The sequence below is a fragment of the Actinospica acidithermotolerans genome (genome assembly GCF_018139625.1).
Taxonomy (GTDB): domain Bacteria; phylum Actinomycetota; class Actinomycetes; order Streptomycetales; family Catenulisporaceae; genus Actinospica; species Actinospica acidithermotolerans.
In genome coordinates, this window is sequence record NZ_JAGSOH010000006.1 from 1 (window position 1) to 26,318 (window position 26,318).

Genomic DNA, 26,318 nt, shown 5'->3' on the forward strand with positions numbered 1-26,318 from the left:
GAAGGGCGGAGTTGATGGGATGGGCCAGGACTTTCTCTACAAGGATCAAGCTTGAGATTTAACCGATCATGATCGTGGGCGTGCTTGTCCCCGCTTCTTCTTGTCCGGTTTGACGGTGTTCTTGCCGGCGGGGTGGCGGGTCCGGGAGGTCGCGTGGTGCCTTTCGGGCGGCCTGGGCCTGGGGTGGAGGGTTTCGGCTTTCCGGCGGGAGTGCCGATTTTCCGGGCCAGGGTGGGAAATCCCGTCGGACCTGACCGGGTGTCGGTAACTTGTCGGGCCGCAGCGGGCGCTGCCAGGGCCGGCGCAGCTCGGTCCCGAGCTCTCGGGCCTGGCGCAGTTGGGTGTAGGCGATCAGGATCAGCCAGGTCCAGCGGTCGCCCTGCGCGGGCGTGGCGATCTGCGGGCTGGTCCAGCCGAGAGACTGCTTGAAAAACCGGAACGTGTGCTCGATATCGAATCTTCTGAGGTAGGCCATCCACAGCAGGTCCAGGTCGAAGCTCGTGCCGTTTGGGGCGTGGTGCCACAGCCACAGGTCCCCGGGATCGCGGTCGCCGGGCAGGTGCTCGACCTGGATGCGGATGACGGTGCCGGCTACGTTCGGCAGTTCACCGGGGTGATCCAGCCAGGCGGCCTGGCGGCCGAGTTTCTGGTGCAGACCGTGCCATGCCGAGACCGTCACCCGCCCGTACCGCGCCGATGCACGCTCGATGCGCTGGTCAGGGCCGTGCCAGGTGGCCGGGTCGGCGATATCGAAGCGCTCGCCGTGTTTGGCCGGGCGCCCCATCGTCTCGGCGGACCGCGGCCCCGGATCGCCGTAGTAGACCCGGTTGCAGCGGATGCGCCCGAGAACCTGCAAGTTCATGCCCGCCTGGCCGGTCAGATAGGTCAGCCGGGTCAAGTCGTAGCCGGAGTCGACGACGAACAAGGGCGCGGGCCGCCCCCGCAACAGTCCGGCGCTCGCGCACCGCGCGATCACGTCCGCGACCTGGGCGGCGGTTACCTCGGTGGCGTCATCGGCCAGGTCAAGGCGCCGGGCGTCGAGCGGCGCGGACCACGAGGAGCGGCCCCATTCCAGCCCGGCGCACATCGAGTACGGCCAGCCGGCCACGGTACCCGACCGGTTGCCGCAGGCGCAGGAGGTGTTGCAGTGATGCCGTTGCGCGGAGCACTCCGCGTACGGCCGATGCCACGCCGATACGTCGATCACGAATTTCAGTGGCCCGTCATCGCTCGGCTTCCATGAACTGGTGATGACTCCGGCCAGTTGCTCGATATCGATCTCACCGCAGGCCACCGCGTCGTATAACGCCCCGTGCCCGCGCCGGAACCTCGACTGCGCCGACAACTCGACAAGAGACTCGACCCGGCCCTGCGTGCAGAGCACCGCGTCAACGAGCTCGAACAGACAATCCGCACGCCTGCGCAAGCACCCATACACGCGCTCACGGAACCCGGCCAACGCGGCCAGCCACGGGCCGCCTCCAGTACCGTTCCCCTGAACCTGCCCGCCCGGGCATGGCACCATGAAAGCCACACGGTCACCTGCAATCTTCGAGTCTTTAGGTAAGAATCGAAGAGTCCCAGGTGGCCGTGCCCGCTGTCAGACGAACGCCAGACTTCGACACAAGACAATCTTGATGGGGTTAAATCTCAAGTCAAGGCGCGCCGTTCCGGCGCGCTGCCCGCCGCTGCCCGAGCCGATCGCTCCTGTCTGCGCCCCGTCGTCTCGGCCCGTGCCGCGTCGGCGACCAACGGAGCGATGGACCTGCACAGGAAAGGGAGATGCCTCCGGCGGGGCCTCCCTCAGGGAAGCTTCACGGGGCAGGCTGCGGTTTGCGGGGTGGTGGCGGGGCTGCTCGGATCTTCCCCTCGGTCGTCACCCGGAGGGCAGCCAGACGCCGGCCAACCCGTCAAGGGAAAGCGCCTTGACGGGCCGACCACCGCCCGGCAGAACAGAGTATGCCGACTGAGGGGAAGATCCGAGCAGCCCCACTATGTGGATGCGGCCCGCCGCAAGGAGCGCTCAGCGAGCGCCGAAATCTTGTGCGAGCTGCTCAGATCAGTCTCGGTTGACGGCAAAGTGCGTTCTGATGCCTTCGTCGACGAGAAGTGACCGCGCTGAGCGCCGAGAGATCCACGTACAAAGGAATGTAGGCGAAGGCCGTCAAGTTGAGCTGCCGATCGGCGAAAGATTGTCACACCCTCGCCAGCCGCCAGAGCCTCGGCCATAGTAAGTCAATCAGCCAATTGGGCCAGGTGGCCGAAAAGGAAGCCCGTTTCATCAAGTAGTAAACCGCCGCCGAGCAACCTCGTCGGATACAATTCAAATCATGAGCAATCGCGGCAGGCGAGAGATTCTAACTGCAACCTGGACGGCGGCGGGATTACTAGCATCAACGTATTTTATCGGAAAAATTGGCCTTCAAGATGCCGTCCGTGCGCTGACCTTTTTTGGCGTACTAACCGGAGCGTTAATGAGCATTGCTGCACTGCTAATGCTCGTGGGAGCAGCGGCGAGCTGGAGTTACTTCACGAAGCAGAATCGTCGCGAAAGAGTATCCGCATTGCAGGGCAGCGCTAACGACGAGCATGCCAATCTCGTCGTTGTCGAGCGTGTACACGATGTCAAAGCCTCCAGAGTTGAAAAGTCCGCAACGCCGCTGAACGCAGATTCTGGAGAATCAGATCAGTTGAAGCCGAAAAGCGCCTCAATACTGGCCGCATGCCTTCTATTCGGGATCTCAGCAGCAATCATTGCAGACGCGATGATGCTAGTAGTCCAACTGATGGGGCTAGGCCTGACGGACTTTATCTATGTTTGGCCAGTTTTGACACTATGGGCGTTCTTTGCACTTTTCTTCACTATCACAAACTATAATGCGTTGCTCGATATCAACGCTGGATTTTCGCTGAAACTGGGACTCGCCGCAGCAGGCGTCGTTGCCCTGGCGAACTTCGCATACACGCAGATCTATGTACCCAATGCGAGCGCAACAGCGGAAACGCCTGTGGCGTCTGTGAAATTTGGCAACCCAGTACCACGTGCAGGCGGAGGCACGGTCATTCCAATCCACATTTCGCTCAAGAATGACGGCAGCTCCAGCCTCTGGGTCGTTAACGGCCTCTACGAGGTAGATGGGGAAGTGATTAAACCAAACGCACCGGGCGAGGACAAGTATTCAGAATATGAGCAATCGGCAAAAAATAGCATCCCCTACCGCAGCTATTATCATTCTGAATCCAACGAGTTGATCGAGTTTGGATTTCCCCTATATGGCGCTAGTGGATTGTGGCTCAATCCAGGACAAAGCTATGAGGACGACGAGGTGGCGGAAGTGCCTAAAGCTGCCCCATATGAAGATCTCCAAGCCGCAGCATACTTCACTGTAGCGCGAAAAGATCGAGTGACAATTCAAACACTCAATTCTAAGCCCCCAGCCATCTCGACGGGGGCTCCATCGTGGGTAACGGGAAATGATGCTACTGTCGAGTCTATCCGATATGATTACAGCATCAACCCGGGAACCGAACTCCTCCGAGAGACACGACCTTCCGAGAACCTTTACCTCTGGTTCGTCCTCGGGGATCAGCCATATGAAAAGTTGACTGTCGCCCAATCGCCGGAAGGAACAAAAGAACCCACCGACAAGGATGGGAACTCCTGGATCAGTCGGTATGGCCTGGAGTATTCTCAAAGTAATTATGCTGAACTGCCGGTCTCAGGGCTTCCAGGCCAATGAGGCCCATCAAGGCTAGTCCGCAAGCCGAGAAACCGGGCGGTCCCGGCTCGGCTGGGCCCCAATCCGCACCTCTGGTCCCCTTCACTGTGCGGACCACCTTACCGAGGCGAGTCTACGCCAACGCGTGTAGTGAGCCTTTCCGATCTACACTCGGGCAGGTGATGCTCGTAGCCTGATGACGGTGTGGATCGAGCGGGCGAGCGTGGTGATCCGGCACGGGCTGATGCGTACGCGGCGGAGCACTTTGAACACCTTGAGCTGGGCGAAGCCGCGTTCGCCTCGGCAGCGCACGCGGGCGTGCTCGCGGTTGGCGCGCTGGTCGCGTGGCGAGATGCCGCGTCCGGGCTTGCGCTTGACCGGAGTGCGCACCGTCCCGCCGACGCCGTGGTAGCCGAGGTCGGCGACCAGCTCAACGTCCGCTGCGTGCGCGGCCTCGATGATGCCGTCGGCGCGGGCAGCCGCGGTGTCATGGGTCGATCCGCACCGTGCCTCGCCCAGAAACAGCAGCTCACCGTCCAGTCCGATCACGCCCTGGACGTTGACGCCGTGCCGGTGGTGCTTCCCGGAGTAGTACGGATCCTGATTATCTCCGGCGGATCCGGCCGGGGCGGACGAGCAGCGGTCGGTGGCGATCAGCGTGCCGTCGAGCACCGCGTGTCGCTCCGGCCCGGCCTCGCTCAGGCCCTGCGCCAGATCCGGCGCCTTGTCCGCGAGGACCTCGGCGGTCTCGGTCGCGTACGCCCAGGCGCGATCGGTCGAGACGCCGAAATGCGCGCCGAGCTCGGCGAAGGTGAAATCGTGGCGGATCCACACCAGGTAGAGCACGGCCTGATCGAACGAGGTCAGCGCCCGCCACGGCGAGCCGATCTCACTCCTTCGAGTGGCAACCAGATTCTCGATGGCGGAAACCACGTCCGGGTCGACGTTCAGTCGGGCAACATAGGTGACCATCGAGGCTCCTCGGCTTGCGTTCTTCTTGGCAGACGAACAACAAGCGAGGAGCCTCGGCCGTCACGTCCCCCGATCCGGTGACGATCGGAAAGGCTCAGTCAGCGAGAAGTCATCAATACGCCCGACAGCAGCTGACAACAGACGATAACGTATGGCAGCTGACCTGCAAGGAAGGGAACGAACCAGCCGGGAGGCGCCGACAGAGCCGGGGAGGCCCATGCGGCTCTTACAAGACAGTTGTCGGTCGTTTAGGTCCGTAGCATCATGGCCGCAATCGATGCGCGTGGATTAAGGGAGGGATCGTGCCTACGGGCGAGACCGCTCGGCACTGGCCGCAAGACAAGCTGACTGCGCTTCAGCGGGGGCAGCGTTTGGTGGCCGAGGTCCCTGCTTCCCAGGCCGGCCGTCGCGCGTTCGTCGCCGTCACATCCGGCGGACAGGTGGGCGCGTTTCGCCTGGAGCTCTGGGAGTACGACGCTGACCAGGTTGAGGGATGGGACTATGACGTCGGTGCCGTCCTGGTGCGCAGCGCAGCGGTCGCCAGCCACGCGGAGCTAACGAGCGTCGTGCTGAACTGGCACCTTCGCCCAGACGAGTTCGATTACCCATGGAACACAGACGATCCACAGTAGACCGGGGACGGTGAGCGCGTGCCCGTCGCGTGCCCGTAATGAGCGGTAGTTGCGGTCAATCACGGTCAGTGGCGGCGAGCGGGCCACGGGGCCGCAGGTCAGCGCGACGTGCGCGAGGCGTGCCCACTACTTCGGATCTTGTAAACAGGTGGTCGCTACGGGATTCTGGCGCGCGCCGACCCGTTGCTACATGTGGACGCACTTCAACTGCCGATCGACGGAGCAAGAGGGAGTGAGGGCGTCGGCGTGCGTGGGGAGACGGTGGACAAAACTATGGGCGCAAGCGTGGGGATGTGAGTTGGCGTGGTCGACGCGTGGTGAGTTGTGGGAGCCACAGTTGCCCGGGTCGCCGCTGCCGTAACCGTCGATTTCCGCGCGGACGGTGATGGGGCGGGCGAGAGCGTTGGGGACGCAGACGGCGACGGCGTGGTCACCACAACGCTTGGGAGAGTTGCGGAGACCGACCGAGTCGAACCGCTGGCGTGGGCGACAGCAGTGCGGTGGGCTGAAGCTGAGGAGGCGAGACCCGCAATGAGTGCGGTGCCGCCGCCGACAGCGCACAAACATCCCACTATGCCCACATATGCCATGCGGCTCGGCTTCTTCATTGGTCCCCCAGGCTTCACATCCAGCAATAAGCGTAGCGATGCACGATGGTAGGGGATCGGCGAGGGTCAGTGAAAAAGCAGTGTGTGTAGTCGGCAGGGAGTCAGCGAAAGCGCGCTGACAGCAGACGGCAACCACTGACACGAGGGTCACGTCCGCGGTGGTGGTGTATGAACGGCCACCGGGTGATCCTGTTGTTCGTTAGGCGATCAGGGCGGCCGGTTCGGTGCTCGGCTCGGGTGCCTGGTGGCCTGTGCGCCGGAGTTTAGCGAGGATCTCCAGTCCCATGTAGCGTCTGCCTTCGGCCCATTCGTCGTTCTGTTCGGCCAGGACGGCGCCGACCAGGCGGATCAGGGACGCTCGGTCGGGGAAGATGCCGACCACGTCGGTGCGTCGGCGGATCTCCTTGTTCAGCCGCTCCTGGGGGTTGTTCGACCAGATCTGCGCCAGATCTCGTGCGGGAACGCGGTGAACGTCAGCAGGTCCGCTCTCGCCTCGTCGAGGTGGGCTGCTGCCTTGGGAAACTTGCTCTCCAACGTGTTGATGACCTGCTGGGCCTGGGCGTGCACGGCCTCGGCGTCGGGTTGCTCGAAGACGGTGCGCAGCAGGGTCGCGACCCACGGCTGGGCGGACTTCGGGACCTGGTTCGCCAGGTCGCGGGCGTAGTGCGCCCGGCACCTCTGCCTGGCAGAGCCGGGAAGCGCGGCGCCGACCGCCTCGACCAGGCCGCGGTGCGCATCCGAGATCACCAACTGCACACCGGACAGTCCCCGGGCCGTGAGCGAGCGCAGGAACGCCAGCCAGCCGGCGCCGTCCTCGGCCGAGGCCACGTCGATCCCGGGGTTCAAGGGGCCGTTCGCGAAACGCACGCACCTGCTCATCCAGGTGCGCTGCCATCGCCGAGACCTGCGATTTCGACAGCTGCGTCACCCCGAGCTCGGCCGCCGGGCGCTCGACCCGCCGGGTGGAGACCCCGAGCAGGTAGGCGGTGGCCACCACGCTCATCAGCGCCTGCTCCGCCCGGCGCCTGCGTTCGAGCAGCCAGTCCGGGAAGTACGCGCCCGACCTCAGCTTCGGGATCGCCAGTTCGATGCTGCCCACCCGCGTGTCCCGGCCACGCATCCGGTAGCCGTTCCTCGAGTTGGTCCGCTCCGGACTGACCTGCCCGTATCCGGCGCCGCAGGCCGCGTCGGCCTCCGCCGACATCAACGCCTCGGCGAACGACTTCACCATCAACCGCAACATGTCCGGATCGGCCGCGGCGAGTTGCCGCTCGAACTCCTCACCTGCGGGCACACTGGATAGGACGGTCACCGCGTGTTCCTCCTTCAAGATCTTCAATCCATCTCGAAGGATCGCCCGGTGACCGTCTCACGTATCGGAGATACGCCCATCAGAGCTACTCCGTACACCACGTCCCTGGACGCAACCGACAGGAGCGGTGCTTGACCAGCGGCGGAGACGACCAGGCACTGGCAGTTGATGCCTACAAGGAGGTCTGTACGGCTCTCGCAAGGCAGTGGTTAGTCCCATTTGTTGAAGAGCGCTGCTCCCACGGTCGGAGGTTGCCAGTACCGAATCTGCTGCCACTCATCTGCGGAGATCGCTGACGTGTCTGCTTCGGCTAGCGGCGCAAGCAGGACGGTGGCGGTCAGCGTCGTGAAGCCCGCGTGCACGTACTGCTCAGCCAACCCGGGCGGGTCGATGAATTCCGTGGTGTACCAATCGCTGAAGCCTGAGGCGAACGCGAGGTAGGGGTAGTGCGCGTGCAAGAGCATTACGTGCCGCCCATCGCGATGGACGATCATCGCGGTATGGAACGTTGCAGGATAGCGCTGCTCGTCGAGTTCGCCGACGCGGCCTCCGGTGAGCCATGCAACGGATCGCCATGCAGCTCGCACGAGCTTGAGGTCGACGAGCGGCAGGGGCGTTGTCGAGGAACCGCGGAAGCCGGTCGCTCTGGACGGGATGGCGAAGGCAGTCACGCAGCTATCCTGCACGTTCTGGTCAAGCGGAATCCTGGCCGCCGCGTGCCCGTACGGAGCCGCGTGCCCGTACGGATCGGTAGCGGCGGTCAATCACGGTAGGTGGCGGTGAGTGGATCACGCGAGCACGCTGCCGCATGCGATGGCGGCAACCGAATATGAGCTCCCTGCCTCCACACGCGATGAGGGAATTTTCCCATCCGTGGGGTCTTGCGTCACCCCGGCCACCGACCGCGCGATCTCAGGTTCAGCACCAGTGCGGCGATGTTCCAGGCGTCGTCGGCGCCTCGGTGGTGGCGGCCTTCGAGGGGCAGGGCGGCGATTTCGAGGGCGGTGGCCATGCCGGGTCGCTTGCGGAGGCCGTAGGCTTCGGTGAACACGGCCTTGGCGTTCACGTGGCTTGCGCCGAAGGGGTACGGGGTGTTCGTGGCCTGGCACTGGCGCTCGAACTGCTTGCGGTCGTAGTCGCCCCAGCTTGCCCAGCGGCGGATGCCTGAGGCGTGGACGACGGCCAGCAGCTTGCAGGCTTCGGCGAAGCCGATGCCCTTGGCGACTTGGGCCGGGGTCAGGCTCGTGAGTTCGGTGCAGAACTTGCTGACGGTGGAATGCTGGGGGCGCACGAGTATGGAGTGCTTGGCTACGCGGGTGCCGGCTTCGAGGTCGACGACGGTGAGGCCCACCTCGATGATCTCGCTGGCCATGCCGCGCGGCGGTTCTTCGCTCCAGCAGGTGGCCTCGACGTCCACGACGTTGAGGTAGCGCGTCGCGTCGTCCATGGGTGTCATCGTACGGAGGCGGGGGCGGAGACGGAGACGGAGACGGGGGCGGTGGTGCCGCTGGATTTCGCGGTCGGGGTCCCGCTCGGTAAGGATTCCTTCCGGGCGGGCGCAACCCGGGCCGGGGATCGCGCGTGTATTCGGCAGCCGGGCCCGCGGGGGTGTGCGGCGCGGACGGAAACTGGGAGGTGGCGTTGCCGGACGAACTCGACTTCGACGAGTTCTACACGGCCGGCTTCCGGCGCATCGTGGGGCAGATCTATGCGATGACCGGGAATCTGGCCGAGGCGGAGGACTCGGTGCAGGAGGCGTTCGCGCGGGCCTGGCAGCGGTGGGGCGAGGTGCGCAGGTACGGCGATCCCGAGGCGTGGATCCGCACGGTCGCCTACCGGCTGTCGATCTCGGCATGGCGCAAGGCGGTCAACCGGCGGGTGGCGCACCATCGCGCGGCCGCCTCGCCGGAGCTGCCGGGGCTCAGTCCCGACCACCTGACGCTGGTGTCCGCGCTGCGGAAGATCTCCCCGGAGCAGCGCCGTGCGATCGTGCTGCACCACCTCGTCGGCCTCACCGTCGCCGAGATAGCCGGGGAGACCGGCTCGCCCGAGGGCACCGTCAAGTCCCATCTCAACCGCGGCCGCAAGGCCCTGGCCCCGCTGGTATCCGAGTTCGCCGAGGTCGGCGCCGAGGCGCCGCGCCGCTCCGGCACCGACGTCGTAGGGGAGTGGTGACCACCATGCCGGAGAGCTTCGGCTCCATGCTCGAGGAGCTGGCCGACGCGGCCGCCTCCGCCGTCGCGCTGCCCGGCACCGACGCGATCCGGCGTCGCGCCAGGGAACGCGTCGTGCACCGCAGGATGGCCGCCTCCGCGCTGGTGCTCGTGCTGATCGGCGGCACCGGCGGCGCGTGGGCCGCGGTGAATCATCACACGCGCACGGACGCCACGGCCGCCCGCCCGATGGACGGCGCGAGCGCGGCGCCGGTCCCGGCCGGTTCGCCCGCGAGCGCCGCGCCCTCGGCGAGCACGTCGACGAGCGGCGGCGCGTACGCGTTCACCAGCAGCGACGACATGAGCATCTGGAAGACCGGCCTCGCGCAGGACGGTTATCTGATGGTCTTCTCGGACGGCGTCGTCGCGCTGAGTACGGCCGGGAGCTTCCCGCTCTGCTACGGCCGGCTGCTCGCCGCCGACTCGGCCGCTGCGGCCACCCCGGCCGTCCTAGCGGGCGTGCCGACCTCGAAGGACCTGCTCACGGACGTGACGTGCGACAACTTCGGCGTCACCAGCGGCCTGTCGGTCGCCGTCGCGTCGAAGGGGACCGAGCTCGTCGTGACCGTGCCGTCGAACAAGAGCAGCGGCGCGTACCTGGAGACGTACGCGCGGCAGAGCCTGTTCGCCTACGGCGCGACCTTCCCCGCGATGTTTCAGATCCCCTCCGGAACCTGGAAGAGCATGGACGGCGAGAACCGGACCCTTGTCGTGGGCGCGGACGGCTCCGTCTCGTTCACCGCGTACGTGAACGCGGGCAAGCAGTACACCGGAACGGGCGCGATAGACATGGAATACCCGACCGGCATCCGCGCGGAGATCTACTGCGCGAACGGCGGCGCCAAGACCGCGCCGTGCGGCGTGTTCCTGATCGAGCAGAACCCGCAGACCAGCGACGAGCTCACGGTCTACGGCAGCTACGGTCCCGAGACGTTCGTCCGGACGGGGTGATCCGGCCGGCCTATCGCCGCAGCGCGTTTCCCGCCGCGTCGGTGGCACAGTCGGCGGGGCGGTGAAAGGCTGGTGAGCCGACTGCTCTGCTCCAAGACGCCGAACGGAAGGGGCTCGCGATGGCCGAGCTGCACGGATCAGGATCGAAGGAGACGGGTCTGCACTCGCCCCAGGTGCGCGGGCTGCCGGTGCACGACGCGCCGGGGCGCCGGCATCGCGAGCCGCATCGCACGGTGCCGGTCAACCCGCTGCTGGTGGCGGCCGGGGTGGACCCGGCGGGCGCGATGGCGACGAACCCGCCGATGTTCCGGGTCGGCGACGGCCCGATCCCGGCGGACACCGCGTACCGGCTCATCCACGACGAGCTGATGCTGGACGGCAACGCCCGGCTGAACCTGGCGACGTTCGTCACCACCTGGATGGAGCCGCAGGCCGCGCTGCTGATGGCCGAGTGCGCCGAGAAGAACATGATCGACAAGGACGAGTACCCGCAGACGGCCGAGCTCGAGAAGCGCTGCGTGGCGATCCTGGCCGACCTGTGGAACGCGCCGGACCCGCACGGCGCCGTCGGCTGCTCGACCACCGGCTCCAGCGAGGCGTGCATGCTGGGCGGCCTCGCCATGAAGCGGCGCTGGATGAAAAAGAACCCGGAACGCTACAAGGCGGGCGCGCGGCCCAACCTGGTCATGGGCATCAACGTGCAGGTCTGCTGGGAGAAGTTCTGCGAGTTCTGGGAGGTCGAGCCGCGGTACGTGCCGATGGAGGGGGAGCGGTTCACGCTCGGCCCCGAGGAGGCGGCGGCCCTGTGCGACGAGAACACCATCGGCGTCGTGGTGATCATGGGCTCGACGATGGACGGCAGCTACGAGCCGGTCTGGGACGTCGCCAAGGCCCTCGACGACCTGCAGGAGCGCACCGGCCTCGACATCCCGATCCACGTCGACGGCGCCTCCGGCGGCATGATCGCGCCGTTCCTGGACCCCGATCTGCTCTGGGACTTCCGCCAGCCGCGGGTGCAGTCGATCAACACCTCCGGGCACAAGTACGGACTCGTCTACCCGGGCGTCGGCTGGGCGCTCTGGCGCGACGCCGAGGCGCTGCCCGAGGAGCTCGTCTTCAAGGTCAACTACCTCGGCGGCGAGATGCCGACCTTCGCGCTCAACTTCTCCCGGCCCGGCGCCCAGGTCGTCGCCCAGTACTACACGTTCCTGCGGCTCGGCCGCGAGGGCTTCCGCCGCGTCCAGCAGTCCGCGCGCGACGTGGCCAAGTACGTGGCGGACGGCGTCGAGAAGCTCGGCGACTTCCGTCTGCTCACCCGCGGCGAGCAGTTGCCGGTCTTCGCGTTCACCACGAAGGACGAGGTGCGCAACTACGACGTCTTCGACGTCTCGCGCCGGCTGCGCGAGCGCGGCTGGCAGGTGCCGGCCTACACCTTCCCGAAGAACCGCGAGGACCTGGCCGTGCTGCGCGTCGTGGTCCGCAACGGCTTCTCGCACGACCTCGCCGACCTGCTGCTCGCCGACCTCAGCCGGCTGCTGCCCGAGTTGCGCAACCAGCCCGCCCCGGCCAAGGAGTTCGGCGTGGAGGCCAAGGAGGGCTTCCACCATTGAGAGCCGGTGAGCCGGTGAGCCGGTGAGCCGGTGAGCCGGTGAACCGGCGGACCGGCAAGCGCGCGGCGCAGACCCCTGGCGGCCTGCGCCGCGTTGCTGTCCGCGCATCGCGATGATCCGACGCATCTCAATGATCCGACGCATCGCGATAATCCGATCAGTAGGCCGAACCGGCTGGAATCCGGGTGAATTCGGGGACACACCCTCAATATCAACCACTTCTGATTCCCCCCGGCTTAGCCTCCTGGCGTGTCACCGATCAGCGGATCCCTGCAGATCACCACGATCGCCCTGGCGGTTCTCGCGGCGCTCGCCACCTGGCTGCTGTGGAACCGGATGCGGGGACCGCGCGTGCTGCGGGTGCTGCAGCGGGCCGGGCTGCTGGTGTTCGGCGAGCTGATGGCCGCGCTGGCGATCCTCGTGTGGGTCAACATCTCCAGCGGCGGGCTCGTCGTGTCCTGGCAGGATCTGCTGGGCAATCAGAGCACGCGCGGCGGCGTCTTCGCCGGGCAGCAGGGCGCGATCCAGCTGCACCCGGTGCCGCAGAGCGTGGCGGCGATGCGGCAGCGGGGATCCGCGACCGCGGTCACGGCCGGCCTCGTGCGCACCGGCTTCCGGCCCTCGGACGACGACTTCCAGGAGACGACGCTGCACGGGCCGGCCTCGGGCATCACGTCGAAGGTGTACGTCTGGACCCCACCGCAGTACGCCGAGCAGCCGCACACCTACTTCCCGGTCATCGAACTGCTGCACGGCGTCGCCGGCTCGCCGGAGGGCTGGACCGGTCCGATGAACGTCGTCGCGCACCTCGAGGCGGCCGAGCGCTCGGGCAAGGTGCACCCGTACATCCTGGTCGTGCCCGACCTGACGCCGGTGCCCGGCCACACCTGGCCGTGGAACAACGAGGAGTGCAGCGACGTCCCCGGCGACGCCGACGTGGACACGTGGCTGACCCGCGACGTGCGCTCCATGGTCGTCGACGGCTTCCGGGCCGAGCCCGCGGCCGACGCCTGGGGCCTGATGGGCTACTCGACCGGCGGCTTCTGCGCCGCGAAGCTCGTGCTGCAGCATCCCGACCGGTACCGCGCGGCCGTGTCGCTGTCCGGGTACTACGTGCCGGAGTCGCTGGAGCTGTCCGAGGACCCGGTGCTCGACCGCGCCGACAGCCCGCTCTGGCTGATCGGGCACACCCGCACCCCGGCCGTCAGCCTGCTGATGACGGCCAGCGCCCAGGACCGGGTCGACCCCGCCTCGCAAGCGGCTCGGATGATCTCCGCGGCGAAGGCGAACCCGCTGGCCAGGGCGACCGACGTGCAGTCCTTCGTCGCGCCGCTGGGCGGCGGCCACAATCAGAGCGCCTGGGAGAAGATGCTGCCCACCGCCTTCACCTGGCTCTCCCAGCGCCTGGCCGGCCCGACTCCGTGAGCCCGGCCCGGCCCGAACCAGTCACAGTCCGACCGGTGCGATCGAGGAGGCGGCATGCTGCTGACAGACCCCGCTCTGCAGTACTGGAGCTGCGTCGCGGCGATCATCGCGACCCTCGCGGTGCTGATGCTGTGGAACCGCGTCCACGGCCCGAGACCCGTCAGGGTGCTGTCCCGCGTGGGGCTGCTGCTCGCCGGCTACCTCTCGACGGCGGTCGCGATCCTCGTCTCGGTGAACATCGCGTACGGCGGGCTGATCGTGAGCGTCAGCGACCTGTTCGCCGACGTGAACCCGCCGACGGGCCAGTTCGCGCACCAGGGCGCGTGCATGGGCGGCAGCCTCCCGCGGGGCGTCCCCGTCGCGGATCTGCCGCCGCAGTGCGCGTCCGGCGCCTACCGGCAGACGGACTCCAAGTCCACGGAGTCCTTGAGCAGCGTCGAGAGCGGGATGGCGACGGCGTCCGTGGACAGGTCGAAGTAGTCGTCGTACGCCGTGGCCAGCGTCTCGATCGCCTGCTTCACCCGCGGCGAGTTCGCCGCGTCGGCAGCCCCGTCGAGGCCGTCGACGAGCAGCCGGACGACCGCGGTGTTGACCGCCTCACGGCCCTCGGCGAGCAGCTTCACCGTCGACGGCCCGTACTTGCCGACGTCCCGCAGCGCGGCGGTGCAGCCCGGGTCGGCGCCGTCGCCGCTGGAGGTGCCGCCCGTGCTGACCGCCGCCGCGGTCGCCGACGTCGCCGCCACCGGCTTCGAGTCGGACAGCGCGGTCGACGAACAGCCGGCCAGCAGCAGCGCGAGCGCGCTGCCGCCGCCGACCAGGAGAACGAGAATTCCGCCCCGGCGAGCCATGATGCCCCCTTCGTATGGCTACGGGGGTCATTCTCCCAACACGAGCTGGTGCACGTCCAGATAGCCGGAGGCGAATCCGGCCTCTGAGTAAGCGAGGTACAGCCGCCAGGTACGCCGGAAGGTCTCGTCGAAGCCGAGCGCGCCGAGACGCCCGGCGTTGGCGAGCAGGCGCTCGCCCCACAGTGCGAGGGTGCGGGCGTAGTGGGTGCCGAAGGACAGGTCGTCGCGAACCTGAAGGCCGAAGCGCCCGGCGTTGTGGCGGATGGCGGTCATCGAGGGGATCATGCCGCCGGGGAAGATGTACTTGGTGATCCAGGTCTGCGTGCGCGAGGTCGCCCGCATCCGCTCGTGCGGCATCGTGATCGCCTGGAGGCCGACCATGCCGCCGGGGGCGAGCAGGTTCGCCAGGGCGCTGAAGTACTGCGGCCAGTGCTCGCGGCCTACGGCCTCGATCATCTCGACACTCAATACGGCATCGTACTTACCGTCCGTGTCGCGGTAGTCCCGCAGTTCGACCTGCACGCGGTCCGCGATGCCCTCGCGCCGGGCCCGCTGCGCGGTGTATTCGAGCTGACGCTCGGACAGCGTGATCGTGCGCACCTGCGCCCCGCGGTGCGCGGCCCGCGTGGCCAGCTCGCCCCAGCCGCTGCCGATCTCCAGGACCTTCGAGCCGTTGCCGACGCCGGTGAGGTCCAGCAGCCGGTCGATCTTGCGCCGCTGGGCGAGCTCGAGCTGCTGCACGCCCGCCGCCCCGTCGCGCATGTCGGGCAGCGCGAGGTCGTGCCGAGGGGCGGTGGTCAGCTGCTCAGGGTCCTGAACTGGCTCGCGCTCGAACAGGGCCGAGGAGTACGTCATCGTGGGATCGAGGAAGAGGGCGAACATCTCGTTGGAGAGGTCGTAGTGCCGCGCGATGTTGTCCTGCGCCTCGCCGGCGGTCCGGTTCTCGCTGCGCGGCCGCCGCACGACGTGCAGCCTGCGCAGATGCTGCAACGGCGCCGGGACCAGCGTCTCGACGTTCGCCGCGAAGACGCACAGCAGGCGCGCGAGATCGTCGGAGTCCCACTCGCCCGCCTGGTACGACTCGCCGAAGCCGATCAGCCCGCTGGCGCCGATCCGCCGGTAGAAGCGCTCAGGACTGTGCACGACCATCTCCGGGTCCTGCGGCCCGCCGGCACCCAGCACGGTGCCGTCCGGAAGCCGGAGGCGAACCGGCAGGTCGCGCAGCACGTGCTTGATCACGCGCGCCGCGACCGCGCCGCGCAGCCGGGTGCGCGGCTCGGTGAACACACCCGGCCAGCGCTCCTGGGCCGAGTCCGGCGCCGCGGCTTGCGCGACTTGCCGGTTGTCCGTCGTCATGGTCAGCGTTCCCTTCTCCTCAGAGAACCTCGGGTACCCCCATTCTTGGCAAAACCACGAGGCGACGCAGCACATTCCGCCCTCGCGGGTGAACATTCGGCGACGAGAACCCGCATTCGACCGCTGTCGGCTCAGCCGTTGCCGGCCAGGGTCTGCAGCTGGCCGTAAGCGCCGTTGAAGACGTCCTGGTCGCCGGGCTGGCTGCCGCTGTCGGAGTACTGCCAGAAGGAGTAGTACGGCCAGCCGCTCGGCAGCTTCCCGCCGGTCCGGGCGTAGTTGGCGACCCAGAAGGGGTCGTCCGCCGCGAAGGCGGTGGCGTCGCCGGTGCACGTCTTCCACCATTCGGTCGAGCTGTAGATGACCGGGAACGCGTGCTCGCGCGCCGCGTACTCGGTGGTGAAGTCCCTGATCCAGTTCACCATCTGGCTTGCCGAGAGCCCGTAGCATTCGGGCCCGTACGGGTTGTACTCGATGTCCAGGGCGCCAGGCAGGGTCTTGCCGTCCGGAGACCAGCCGCCGCCGTGCGCGATGAAGTAGTCGGCCTGCACGGTGCCGCCGGAGTTGCTCGGAATGGCGAAGTGATAAGAACCGCGGATGAGGCCGTGGTCGTAAGGGCCGTTGTACTCGTTGGTGAACTGCGGGTTCACGTAGTACTTGCCCTCGGTCGCCTTCGCGTAGACGAAGCTGACGTGCGGGGCGACCGACGCCCAGTCGATCGATCGCTGATACCCGCTCACATCGATGCCGCGCACCGGCGAGGGCGGGATCATCGCGGTCGTCGGAGTCGGCGCGGGCAGCGTCGGAGCCACCAGGCTCGAGGGCGTCGCCGGGCCGGGCCACGGCGGCGCGGAACGAGAGCCCGACGATCGGTAGGTACCCATGTCGTCCTGGTCCGGATGGGTGATGAGCTCGGCGTGCACCGGCGTGTCGTGGTGCGTCGCGGTCACCCGCACGAGCCGGCCGGACAGGTCGTGCGCCCAGGCCGCGCCGACAGAGGTCGCGCCGGCCCGGGCGGCGTCGGCGGAATCGGGGCTCGCGCCCGACGCCAGGCTCGCGGCCACGGCCGCGGTCACCAGGGCGGCGCCGAGGGCGAGCGATTGACGGGGGACCAGCCGGGCCAACGGTGACATGGGTTCCTCGTGAGGGTGCTGACGCCAGAGTGTTTAGACGTCTTCGTACCCTATGTCCGATTAATCCAATCGGCCGTCGGCCCTTCGGCCGTCACGCCGCGAGGCAGTTCGGTCCGAACAGCGTCTTGATCTCCGAGATCAGCGCGCTGCTGTACTCCACCGGATGGGCCGGAAGGTCGAACAGCACCTTGGACCGCGGCTCCTGCAGGGTCAGCCGCACCGGGCGCGGGCCCGGGTGCGCGGCGAGGATGTGGCCGAGTTCGGTGACCGAGCGCTGGTTGATCTGCCGCGCGTTGATCGTCAGCTGCAGCGGCATGTCCTTGCCGACGGTGCTCAGGTCCAGCGGGATCAGCTCCTGGCCGAAGACCGAGATCGCGCCGTCCCGCTCGTTGAGCCTGCCGCGCACGCTGACGCACGCGTCGTCCACCAGCTCGTTCTGGAACAGCGGGTAGACCTTCGGGAAGAACAGCACCTCGACCGCGGCGTCCAGGTCCTCGACGGTGACGATGGCCCAGGCGGCGCCGGAGTTCTTGTTGATCCGGCGGTCCACCTTGGAGATGATCCCGGACAGCCGCACCTCGCCCTCGGTCCGCTCGCCGCTCAGCAGCTGCGCGATCGTGGTGTCCCGGTTGCGGGCGAGCAGCGGCTCGGCGCCGTCCAGCGGGTGGCTGGAGACGTACAGGCCGAGCATCTCCCGCTCGAAGCCCAGCTTCACCTTCTGCGACCACTCCGGGGTGCCGGGCACCTCGAAGCCGACGGAGGCGGAGCCCGCCGGGCCCGAGTCCTCCTCGAACATGCCGAACAGGCTGTCCTGGCCGATCGACTCCTGCTTCTTGACGTCGAGCACCGCGTCCACGGCCCGCTCGTGCACCTCGATCAGGGCGCGCCTGGCGTGACCGAGCGAGTCGAAGGCGCCGGCCTTGATCAGCGACTCGATCGCGCGCTTGTTGCAGACCGCGATCTCGACCTTGTTCATGAAGTCGGGGAAGGACTCGTAGCGGCCCTTGGCCTCCCGCGAGCGCACGATCGAGGCGACCACGTTCTCGCCGACGTTGCGGATCGCGCCGAGCCCGAAGCGCACGTCGTCGCCGACGGCGCTGAAGTCGAGCACGCTCTCGTTCACGTCGGGGGAGAGCACCTTGATGCCGAGCTTGCGGCACTCGCCGAGGTAGAGCGCCGCCTTGTCCTTGTTGTCGCCGACCGAGGTGAGCAGCGCGGCCATGTACTCGGCCGGGTAGTTCGCCTTCAGGTACGCGGTGCGGTAGGAGACCATGCCGTACGCGGCCGAGTGCGACTTGTTGAACGCGTAGCCGGCGAAGGGGACCAGGACGTCCCACACCGCCTGGATCGCCTCGTCCGAGTACCCGCGCTCCCGGCAGCCCGCCTGGAAGGGCACGAACTCCTTGTCCAGGATCTCCTTCTTCTTCTTGCCCATCGCGCGGCGCAGCAGGTCGGCCTTGCCGAGCGAGTAGCCCGCCAGGACCTGCGCCGCCCGCTGCACCTGCTCCTGGTAGACGACCAGGCCGTAGGTCTCGCCGAGGACCTCCTGGAGCGGTTCCTCGAGCTCCGGGTGGATCGCGGTGATCGGCTGCATGCCGTTCTTGCGCAGCGCGTAGTTGGTGTGCGACTCCATGCCCATCGGGCCGGGCCGGTACAGGGCGCTGGCCGCCGAGATGTCGTTGAAGTGGTTGGGCTTCATCAGCTTCAGCAGCGCCTGCATGCCGCCGCCGTCGAGCTGGAAGATGCCCAGGGTCTCGCCGCGGCCCAGCATCGCGAACGTGGTCTGGTCGTCCATCGGGATCTTGTCGATGTCCAGGTCGATCCCGCGGTTGCGCTTGATGTTGCGCAGGGCGTCGTCGATGATGCCCAGGTTCCGCAGGCCCAGGAAGTCCATCTTGATCAGGCCCATGGACTCGCAGGACGGGTAGTCGAACCCGGTGATGATCACGCCGTCCTTGTCCCGCTTGTGCAGCGGGATCAGGTCGATCAGCGGATCCTTCGAGAGGATGACCGCGCACGCGTGCACGCCGGTGCCGCGCATCAGCCCCTCGACGCCGAGCGCCGTGTCGACGACCTTCTTCACGTCCGGGTCGCTGCTGTAGAGCTCGCGGACCTCGGCGGCCTCGGTGTAGCGCGGGTGCTTCTCGTCCAGCACGCCGTAGAGCGGCATCGACTTGCCGAGCACGTCCGGCGGCATCGCCTTGGTGATCTTCTCGCCCATGGCGAAGGGGTAGCCGAGGATGCGGGAGCTGTCCTTGATCGCGGCCTTCGCCTTGATCATGCCGAAGGTGTTGACCTGCGCGGTGTACTCCTCGCCGTACTTCTCGGCGACGTAGCGCACCATCTGGTCGCGGTAGCGGTCGTCGAAGTCGAGGTCGACGTCGGGCGGGCTCACCCGCTCCGGGTTCAGGAACCGCTCGAACAGCAGTCCGTAGGGCAGCGGGTCGATGTCCGTGATGCCGAGCAGGTAGGCGACCATCGAGCCGGCCGCGGAGCCCCGGCCCGGGCCGACCGCGATGCCGCTCTTGCGCGCGTGCGCCGTGATGTCCGCGACGACCAGGAAGTAGGAGTCGTAGCCGAGCGGCCCGAGGATGGTGAGCTCGTAGGCGACCCGGTCCAGCACCTCCTGCGGCGGGTTCTCCCCGTAGCGCCAGGTCAGGCCCTCGTCCACCTTCTTGCGCAGGTAGCTCGCCGGGGTCTCGCCCTCCGGGACCGGGAAGACCGGCATCCGGTCGACGTGGTCGAAGACCTCGTGGTAGGACTCGACCCGCTCGGCGATCAGCAGGGTGTTGTCGCAGGACTCGGGCAGCTCGCGGAACAGGCCGCGCATCTGCTCGGAGGTCTTGAGGTAGTACCCGGTGCCGTGGAACCGGAAGCGGTTCGGCTCGTCCTTGTTCTTGCCCACGCCGATGCACAGCAGGCTGTCGTGCGCGTCGGACTGGTCTTCGGTGACGTAGTGCGAGTCATTCGTGGCCAGCAGCGGGATGTCCAGCTGCTTGGCGAGGCGCAGCAGGTCCTCGCGCACGTCCCGCTCGATGTCGAGGCCGTGCTCCATCAGCTCCAGGAAGTAGTTCTCCTTGCCGAAGATGTCCTGGTAGGTGCCCGCCGCCGCGACCGCCTCGTCGTACTGGCCGAGCCGCAGCCGGGTCTGCACCTCGCCGGACGGGCAGCCGGTCGTCGCGATGACGCCCTCGGCGTTCTCCGCGATCAGCTCGCGGTCCATCCGCGGCTTGCCGTAGTAGCCCTCATACGAGGCCAGGGTGGAGAGCTTGAACAGGTTCCGCAGGCCGCGGGAGTTCTGCGCCCACATCGTCATGTGGGTGTACCGGCCGCCGCCGGAGACGTCCTTGCCGCCCTCGCCCTCGCTCGATCCGTTGCTCTGGCCGCGCTGGCCCCAGAACACCGGCTTGCGGTCGAACCGGCTGCCCGGCGCCACGTACGCCTCGATGCCCAGGATCGGCTTGACCGGCGTGTCCTTCGCGAGGGTGTACATCTCGTAGGCGCCGAACATGTTGCCGTGGTCGCTCATCGCGATCGCGGGCATCCCCTGCCGCTCCACCTCGGCGAGCATCTTGCCGACCTTGGCGGCACCGTCGAGCATCGAGTACTCGCTGTGAACGTGCAGGTGGACGAACGAGTCGGACAAAGTCCGGCCCTCCATTCCTGAGGGCGTTGGACGGGTCGGACAAAGTCCGGCGCTGCGTCCTTCGCGGGTCGGCGGCCAAGGTCGGTCCAACTCTATGACAGGCCCCCGACAGAAACGTGAAGGGCTCAGCGGATGATCGCGACGCCGCCCGCGACCGCGCAGCGGTCCTCGAGCTCCGGGCCGGGGCCGGTGCCGTCCGGGCGCCAGGCGGTGCAGCGCACGAAGCCCGGTTCTACGAACTCGAAGTCGGAGAGCAGGCCGCGGACCGCCTCCAGCGGACGCGGCGTGTACTGGAAGGGGTTGCCGGCCAGGGACTCCTTCAGCGCCCGCTCGGTGTTCGTCGGGTCCGAGCCCTCCAGCAGGTGCAGCATCACGACGAGGCTGCCCGGTGCCAGCGCGCCCTTCAGCTCGGCCAGGGCCCGGGCGAGCCGGTCCTCGTCGGCGATGAAGTCCAGCATCCCGAGCAGGATCAGGCCGACCGGCCGCGACAGGTCGAGCCGCGCGTGCAGCCACGGGTTCGCCAGCACCGGGCCCGGGTCGCGGAACTCGGCCCACAGCGCGTGCACCTGCCCGAACCCGCGGGCCCGCGCGCCCAGCACCGCCCGCGCGTGCGCCGCGCTGACCTGGTCGTCGGTGACGAACACGAAGCGGCTGCCCGGACGGCTCGCCCGCGCCAGGCCGGTCACGCTCGGGCTGCTCAGCTTCGGTATGTAGCAGCCGAGGTGCAGGAACTGGTCCAGGCCGTGTCCGGGCTCGGCGATCCACTGCAGCGCCCGCACGATGAAGGCCTCGCCGGCCCGCGCGGCGAGCAGCACGTTCGGCGCGTGGCGCATGGCGAGTTCGGCGGCGTCCCGGTCGACCTGGAAGTTGTCCTTGCCGCCGACCATGTAGTCCCACATCCGCAGCGGATGCGGCATCTCGGCGGGCGGATCCGGCGGCTGCCAGCCGCGGCCCAGCGACAGATCCCAGGGCGGCAGCGCACCGCCCGGCGGCTTATCGCCACTCATGCCGGACCGTCCCCCTTCCGGCCGCGCGACCGCCCGGCGACCTCCTCCGCAGGATACGGCGGCGGCGGCCCCGCTGTCCCAGGAACGCCGCACCCCGTTCGGATGAAAAAAAGTTCAGCGAACGAACGCGCAGCCATTGACTCGGCTCCGCCGGTCAACTTACGGTGCGGTCGTGGTAGCCGTCAGCAGAGGATTAGTCATCGCCGGCACCGAGGCCCCCGCCGCCTCCGGCCGCAGCACAGCAACCGTCAACCCGTGGACCGGCGCGGCGTACGCCGAGGTCGCGGCGGGCTCCGCGGCGGACGTCGAGCGCGCCGTGGGCGCCGCGGCCGAGGCCTTCGAAACCTGGTCGGCGACCAAGCCCGCCGAGCGCCGCGCCATCCTGCTGCGCGCGGCCGACCTGCTCGCCGAACGCACGCCCGAGATCATCGCCCTGATGGCGAACGAGGTCGGCGGGGTCGCGCCGTGGGCCGGCTTCAACGCCGCGCTCGCCGCGGACATGCTCCGCGAGGCCGCGGCCGCCACCACCCAGCCGGTCGGCCAGGTGCTCGCGACCAACTCCGAGGGGGTCTTCTCGGTACAGCAGCGGGTGCCCAAGGGCGTGGTCGCCGCGATCTCGCCGTGGAACGCGCCGGTCATCCTCGGCGTGCGCGCGGTGGCGCTGCCGCTGGCCATGGGCAACACGGTGGTGCTCAAGCCGAGCGAGGACGCGCCGATCGCCTGCGGCCTGCTCATCTCCGACGTCCTGCACGAGGCCGGGCTGCCGCCCGGCGTGCTCAACGTCGTCACCAACGACCGCGCCGACGCGGCCGAGGTGGTCGAGGCGCTGATCGGCGACCCGCGGGTGCGGATGGTGAACTTCACCGGCTCCACCGAGGTCGGCCGCCGGATCGGGGTGATCGCGGCCCGCTTCCTCAAGCCCGCGGTGCTCGAGCTCGGCGGGAAGAACCCGCTGATCGTGCTCGACGACGCCGACCTGGACTACGCGGTGGACGCGGCCGTGTTCGGCGCCTTCTTCAACGCCGGGCAGATCTGCATGTGCGTGGACCGGGTGATCGTGCACCGCTCGCTCGCCGAGGCGTTCACCGAGCGCTTCGCCAAGCGGGTGAACGAGCTGCCCTGCGGCGACCCGAGCTCCGCGGGCGTCGCGATCGGCCCGGTCATCAACGAGGGCGCGGCGAAGCGGGTCAGCGGCCTGATCGCCGACGCGGTCGCCAAGGGCGCCGGGCTGGCCGCCGGCACCGGCGAGATCGAGGAGCCGGGCACGCTCATCCGGCCGACGGTGCTCACCGGGGTGACCCCGGACATGCGCATCTACGCCGAGGAGATCTTCGGCCCGGCCACGGTCATCCACCCGGTCGACTCGGTCGAGGAGGCGATCGCGCTCGCCAACGACACCCTCCAGGGGCTGACCGCCGGCGTGATCACCGAGAACCTGGCCCGCGGCCTGGCGGTGGCGGCGCGGCTGCGCACCGGGATCGTGCACGTCAACGACCAGTCGATCGCGGACGAGCCGCAGGCTCCGTTCGGCGGCGTCAAGGAGTCCGGATACGGCAGGTTCGGCGGCCAGGCGGGCGCCGAGGCGTTCACCGACATCCGCTGGGTCACGGCCCAGGTGACCGGCCACGCCCACTTCCCGATCTGAGGTCGGGCGCCGGCCGGAAAAGGCGGCGGCCCGGGAGCGCGCTCCCGGGCCGCCGCGCGCGCCCGCCGCTACGCGTCCCCGGCCGCGGCGCCCGCGTCGTCGAGCACGAAGGCGTTCCCGTCCCGAGGGATCGCCGGGTCTTCGAGCACGTACACGGTCTCCGCCTCGCGCAGCACCGGGTAGGTCGGCAGCCGGTGCGCCGGGTCGGGTCCGGCCGGCCCGTCCACGCAGCGGCCGGAGGCCAGCTCGTACACGTGCTTGAGCATGGGGGAGGCCACGGTCGGCATCCCGCCGCGCGAGCCGGTCAGGCCACGGGAGATGACGTACGCGCCGGTGGCCGGGTCCAGGTTGCCCACCGCGTAGAGCTCGTCCTTGGCCGTGCGGAACACCGCGGCCTGGCTGCCGTCCGGCAGCAGCACGGCCACGCCGCGGCCCGGGATCAGCTGCTCGTAGCGGCAGACGGGGATCTGCTTGATCATCCGGCGCTCACCAGGTCCTTCACGTCGTCGGTACGGTCCGCGCGGCGGCCGATGGTCAGCAGGGGCTTGATCTGGCCGCGCTCGGTGGTGAACTCGATGGACGGGTCCGGGGTGTCCGGCGCGTTCACGAAGGAGACGAAGCGGCGCAGCGTCTCCGGGTCCTCGATCGCTGCGCGCCACTCGTCCGTGTAGCTGCCGACGTGCGCGTCCATCAGGGCCTCGAGCTCCGCGCCGAGCCCGAGGCTGTCGTTCAGCACCACGTCGCGCACGTGCTCGAGCCCGCCCTCGATCCGCTCGATCCAGACCGAGGTGCGTTCCAGCCGCTCGGCGGTGCGGATGTAGAACATCAGGAACCTGTCGATGGCCCGGATCAGCTCCTGCCTGCTCAGGTCCTTGGCGAACAGGTCGGCGTGCCGGGGGCTGAAGCCGCCGTTGCCCGCCACGTAGAGGTTCCAGCCGTTCTCGGTCGCGATCACGCCGATGTCCTTGCCCTGCGCCTCCGCGCACTCGCGGGCGCAGCCGGAGACGGCCGCCTTGATCTTGTGCGGCGAGCGCAGGCCGCGGTAGCGCAGCTCCAGCTCGATGGCCATGGCCACCGACTCCTGCACGCCGTAGCGGCACCACTCCGAGCCGACGCAGGACTTCACCGTCCGCAGCGACTTGCCGTACGCGTGCCCGGACTCGAAGCCGGCGTCGACCAGCCGCCGCCAGATCGCCGGGAGCTGCTCGACCCGCGCGCCGAACAGGTCGATCCGCTGGCCGCCGGTGATCTTCGTGTAGAGCCCGAAGTCGCGGGCCACCTCGCCGATCACGATCAGCTTCTCCGGGGTGATCTCGCCGCCCGGGATGCGCGGCACCACCGAGTAGGAGCCGTTCTTCTGCAGGTTGGCCAGGAAGTGGTCGTTCGTGTCCTGCAGCGCGGCCTGCTCGCCGCTCAGGATGTGCTTCGGGCCGCCGAGCCGGCCGCTGAGCGAGGCCAGGATCGAGGCGACGGCCGGCTTGCAGATCTCGCAGCCCTCCACGTCCGCGCCCTCGACGCCGTGCTCGGCGACCAGCTGCGCGAAGGTGCCGATCCGGCGCACGAGCACGATCTCGTACAGCTCGGAGCGGGTCTGCGCGAAGTGCGGGCACAGTGCGGTGGACTGCTCGACGCCGGCCGCGTCCAGCAGCTTGCCGAGCATGGGGATGCAGGAGCCGCAGCCGGTGCCGGCCTTCGTGCAGCGCTTCAGATCGCCGACGGTCGCGCAGCCGTCCTCCTGCACGGCCTCCAGCAGCGAGCCCTTGCTGACGTTGTGGCAGCTGCAGATGGTCGCCGAGTCGGGCAGCGAGCCGACGCCGAGCGTCACGGCCTCGCCGTCCGAGGGCGGCAGCAGCAGCCGGATCGGGTCGGCGGGCAGCGGGGTGTCGGTCCCGGCCAGCGGCTTGAGCACGTCGTACGCCGACGCGTCCCCGACCAGGATGCCGCCGAGCAGCCTGCCGTCCTCGGTGACGACGAGCTTCTTGTACAGGCCCTGCGATTCATCCGAGTAGAGGGTGGTGCGCGCGCCCGCCGTGGTGCCGAAGGCGTCGCCGAACGACGCCACGTCCACGCCCATCAGCTTCAGCTTCGTGGACAGGTCGGCGCCGAGGAAGGGCTTCGAGTCGCCCGCGAGGATGTGCCGCGCCGCGGTCTCGGCCATCGAGTAGCCGGGCGCGACCAGGCCGTACACCCGGCCGTCCATCGCCATAGCGCACTCGCCGACCGCGTAGACGTGCGGATCGGAGGTCAGGCAGTGCGCGTCGACCTTGATGCCGCCGCGCTCGCCGAGCGCGAGCCCGAACTCGCGGCCGATCGTGTCCCAGGGCCGCACGCCCGCCGCGAAGACGACCATCTCGACCGGCAGCGTGCGCTGGTCGCTCGGGTCGTGCCCGGCCGCCAGCAGCATCTCGGCCGCGGCACCGTCCTCGCCCGCGTGCACGGCCTCGGTGCGGGTGCCGGAGTGGACGGTGACGCCGAGCTCCGAGATCCGCTGCCGCAGCGCCATGCCCCCCGCGTCGTCCACCTGCAGCGGCATCAGCCGCGGCGCGAACTCGATGACGTGCGTGTCCAGGCCGAGCGAGGTGAGCGCGCCGGCCGCCTCCAGGCCCAGCAGGCCGCCGCCGACGACCGCGCCGACCCGGCGGCCGGCCGCGTACGCCTTGATCGCGTCCACGTCCTCGACCGTGCGGTACACGAAGCAGCCCGGCAGGTCGTGGCCGGGCACCGGCGGCACAAACGGCCGCGAGCCGGTGGCCAGGACCAGCGCGTCGTACGCGTAAGTCGACCCGCCGGCGCCGGTCACGATCCGCGCGGCGAGGTCCAGCGCCACGGCCTCCTCGCCGAGCACGACCTCGACGCCCGGCGGGTCGTCGTAGGTCAGGTCGGCGTCCGTCGAGCCGTTGAACAGCGCGGTCAGGTGCACGCGGTCGTACGCGGGCCTGGCCTCCTTGGACAGCACGGTGATGGACACGGGCTCGTCACCCGCCGCACGCTGCGCCGCGAGCTCGGACAGCACACTCGCGCAGCGGTGGCCGACCATGCCGTAGCCGACGATCAGGATTCTCATGCGTTCGGTCTCGCTTCCTGGGATTGTGCAGCGGGGTCAGCGGACACCAGGGTCCGGCGCCGCGATGACGGGCCCTTATCCGGTGCGTTACCTGAACGGAGCGAGGCGCCGAGTTCGGCGGCGCCGGGAAAAAGAATCGGGAGCTTACCGCCGCGTATCCGGTCGGCAACATGCGCGAAA

General features: G+C 68.6%; 20 protein-coding genes and 1 pseudogene. 9 read left to right on the forward strand and 12 right to left on the reverse strand.

Annotated features, from left to right (window positions below; genetic code table 11):
- Nucleotides 1–58: 58 nt before the first annotated feature.
- Nucleotides 59–1,525 carry an NF041680 family putative transposase gene (locus KDK95_RS03975; RefSeq protein WP_249160280.1) on the reverse strand — a complete coding sequence of 489 codons (1,467 nt, stop codon included), beginning with the start codon at nt 1,523–1,525 and terminating at the stop codon, nt 59–61.
- A gap of 805 nt (nt 1,526–2,330) precedes the next feature.
- Here KDK95_RS03975 and KDK95_RS03980 point away from each other — a divergent pair.
- Nucleotides 2,331–3,740: a hypothetical protein gene (locus KDK95_RS03980; protein ID WP_212516609.1), complete on the forward strand. Its 1,410-nt coding sequence runs from the start codon at nt 2,331–2,333 to the stop codon at nt 3,738–3,740.
- A 144-nt stretch (nt 3,741–3,884) separates the two neighbouring features.
- On the opposite strand, the gene KDK95_RS03985 is transcribed toward KDK95_RS03980, so the two are convergent.
- Nucleotides 3,885–4,691: a transposase family protein gene (locus tag KDK95_RS03985; protein ID WP_212516610.1), complete on the reverse strand. Its 807-nt coding sequence runs from the start codon at nt 4,689–4,691 to the stop codon at nt 3,885–3,887.
- Between the two features lie 302 nt (nt 4,692–4,993).
- Here KDK95_RS03985 and KDK95_RS03990 point away from each other — a divergent pair, with 302 nt between their 5' ends.
- Nucleotides 4,994–5,323, forward strand: a complete 330-nt coding sequence (locus KDK95_RS03990) for a hypothetical protein (protein WP_212516611.1) — start codon at nt 4,994–4,996, stop codon at nt 5,321–5,323.
- Nucleotides 5,324–6,130: 807 nt separating this feature from the next.
- Here KDK95_RS03990 and KDK95_RS03995 read toward each other — a convergent pair.
- Nucleotides 6,131–7,174 (reverse strand): annotated as a pseudogene (locus KDK95_RS03995) (IS256 family transposase).
- On the opposite strand from KDK95_RS03995, the gene KDK95_RS38090 reads away from it, so the two are divergent.
- Nucleotides 7,071–7,295: a hypothetical protein gene (locus KDK95_RS38090; protein ID WP_372463260.1), complete on the forward strand. Its 225-nt coding sequence runs from the start codon at nt 7,071–7,073 to the stop codon at nt 7,293–7,295. The pseudogene KDK95_RS03995 and the gene KDK95_RS38090 overlap by 104 nt on opposite strands.
- A 157-nt stretch (nt 7,296–7,452) precedes the next feature.
- Here KDK95_RS38090 and KDK95_RS04000 read toward each other — a convergent pair whose 3' ends face one another.
- Nucleotides 7,453–7,914 carry a hypothetical protein gene (locus tag KDK95_RS04000; protein ID WP_212516612.1) on the reverse strand — a complete coding sequence of 154 codons (462 nt, stop codon included), beginning with the start codon at nt 7,912–7,914 and terminating at the stop codon, nt 7,453–7,455.
- A 215-nt stretch (nt 7,915–8,129) separates the two neighbouring features.
- Nucleotides 8,130–8,690 (reverse strand): 3'-5' exonuclease, encoded by a 561-nt coding sequence (locus KDK95_RS04005; protein WP_212516613.1) that lies wholly within the window; start codon nt 8,688–8,690, stop codon nt 8,130–8,132.
- A gap of 134 nt (nt 8,691–8,824) precedes the next feature.
- On the opposite strand from KDK95_RS04005, the gene KDK95_RS04010 reads away from it, so the two are divergent.
- From KDK95_RS04010 to KDK95_RS04030, 5 genes are all read left to right on the forward strand, one after another.
- A complete protein-coding gene (locus KDK95_RS04010; protein WP_307844140.1) occupies nt 8,825–9,418 on the forward strand; it encodes a SigE family RNA polymerase sigma factor in 594 nt (197 codons plus the stop codon).
- Entirely contained in the window at nt 9,415–10,407 is a 993-nt protein-coding gene (locus tag KDK95_RS04015; RefSeq protein ID WP_212516614.1) for a hypothetical protein, read from the forward strand. Before KDK95_RS04010 ends, KDK95_RS04015 begins: the two co-directional genes overlap by 4 nt.
- A 182-nt stretch (nt 10,408–10,589) precedes the next feature.
- Nucleotides 10,590–12,017 (forward strand): glutamate decarboxylase, encoded by a 1,428-nt coding sequence (gad, locus tag KDK95_RS04020; protein WP_372463255.1) that lies wholly within the window; start codon nt 10,590–10,592, stop codon nt 12,015–12,017.
- Nucleotides 12,018–12,266: 249 nt separating this feature from the next.
- Complete coding sequence (locus tag KDK95_RS04025; protein WP_212516615.1) at nt 12,267–13,442, forward strand: alpha/beta hydrolase; 1,176 nt, start codon at nt 12,267–12,269, stop codon at nt 13,440–13,442.
- Between the two features lie 54 nt (nt 13,443–13,496).
- Entirely contained in the window at nt 13,497–13,922 is a 426-nt protein-coding gene (locus tag KDK95_RS04030) for a hypothetical protein (protein ID WP_212516616.1), read from the forward strand.
- Here the strand turns inward: KDK95_RS04030 and KDK95_RS04035 are convergent.
- The 5 genes from KDK95_RS04035 to KDK95_RS04055 all read right to left on the reverse strand — a co-directional run bounded on the left by KDK95_RS04035 (nt 13,835) and on the right by KDK95_RS04055 (nt 21,429).
- Nucleotides 13,835–14,290, reverse strand: a complete 456-nt coding sequence (locus KDK95_RS04035; protein WP_212516617.1) for a hypothetical protein — start codon at nt 14,288–14,290, stop codon at nt 13,835–13,837. The two genes, KDK95_RS04030 and KDK95_RS04035, sit on opposite strands and share 88 nt — an antisense overlap.
- A gap of 27 nt (nt 14,291–14,317) precedes the next feature.
- A complete protein-coding gene (locus tag KDK95_RS04040; RefSeq protein WP_212516618.1) occupies nt 14,318–15,646 on the reverse strand; it encodes an SAM-dependent methyltransferase in 1,329 nt (442 codons plus the stop codon).
- Nucleotides 15,647–15,777: 131 nt separating this feature from the next.
- Complete coding sequence (locus KDK95_RS04045; RefSeq protein WP_249160260.1) at nt 15,778–16,776, reverse strand: GH25 family lysozyme; 999 nt, start codon at nt 16,774–16,776, stop codon at nt 15,778–15,780.
- Nucleotides 16,777–16,867: 91 nt separating this feature from the next.
- Nucleotides 16,868–20,422, reverse strand: a complete 3,555-nt coding sequence (dnaE, locus tag KDK95_RS04050; RefSeq protein WP_212516619.1) for a DNA polymerase III subunit alpha — start codon at nt 20,420–20,422, stop codon at nt 16,868–16,870.
- A 125-nt stretch (nt 20,423–20,547) separates the two neighbouring features.
- Nucleotides 20,548–21,429 carry an SAM-dependent methyltransferase gene (locus KDK95_RS04055; protein ID WP_212516620.1) on the reverse strand — a complete coding sequence of 294 codons (882 nt, stop codon included), beginning with the start codon at nt 21,427–21,429 and terminating at the stop codon, nt 20,548–20,550.
- Nucleotides 21,430–21,601: 172 nt separating this feature from the next.
- Between KDK95_RS04055 and KDK95_RS04060 the strand changes: the two genes are divergently transcribed.
- Complete coding sequence (locus KDK95_RS04060; RefSeq protein WP_212516621.1) at nt 21,602–23,074, forward strand: aldehyde dehydrogenase; 1,473 nt, start codon at nt 21,602–21,604, stop codon at nt 23,072–23,074.
- 68 nt (nt 23,075–23,142) lie between these two features.
- Here KDK95_RS04060 and KDK95_RS04065 read toward each other — a convergent pair whose 3' ends face one another.
- Both KDK95_RS04065 and nirB read right to left on the reverse strand, forming a co-directional pair.
- Nucleotides 23,143–23,553 carry a nitrite reductase small subunit NirD gene (locus KDK95_RS04065; protein WP_212516622.1) on the reverse strand — a complete coding sequence of 137 codons (411 nt, stop codon included), beginning with the start codon at nt 23,551–23,553 and terminating at the stop codon, nt 23,143–23,145.
- Nucleotides 23,550–26,138, reverse strand: a complete 2,589-nt coding sequence (gene nirB / locus KDK95_RS04070; protein WP_212516623.1) for a nitrite reductase large subunit NirB — start codon at nt 26,136–26,138, stop codon at nt 23,550–23,552. The genes KDK95_RS04065 and nirB overlap by 4 nt, the downstream gene beginning before the upstream one ends.
- Between the last annotated feature and the right edge of the window lie 180 nt (nt 26,139–26,318).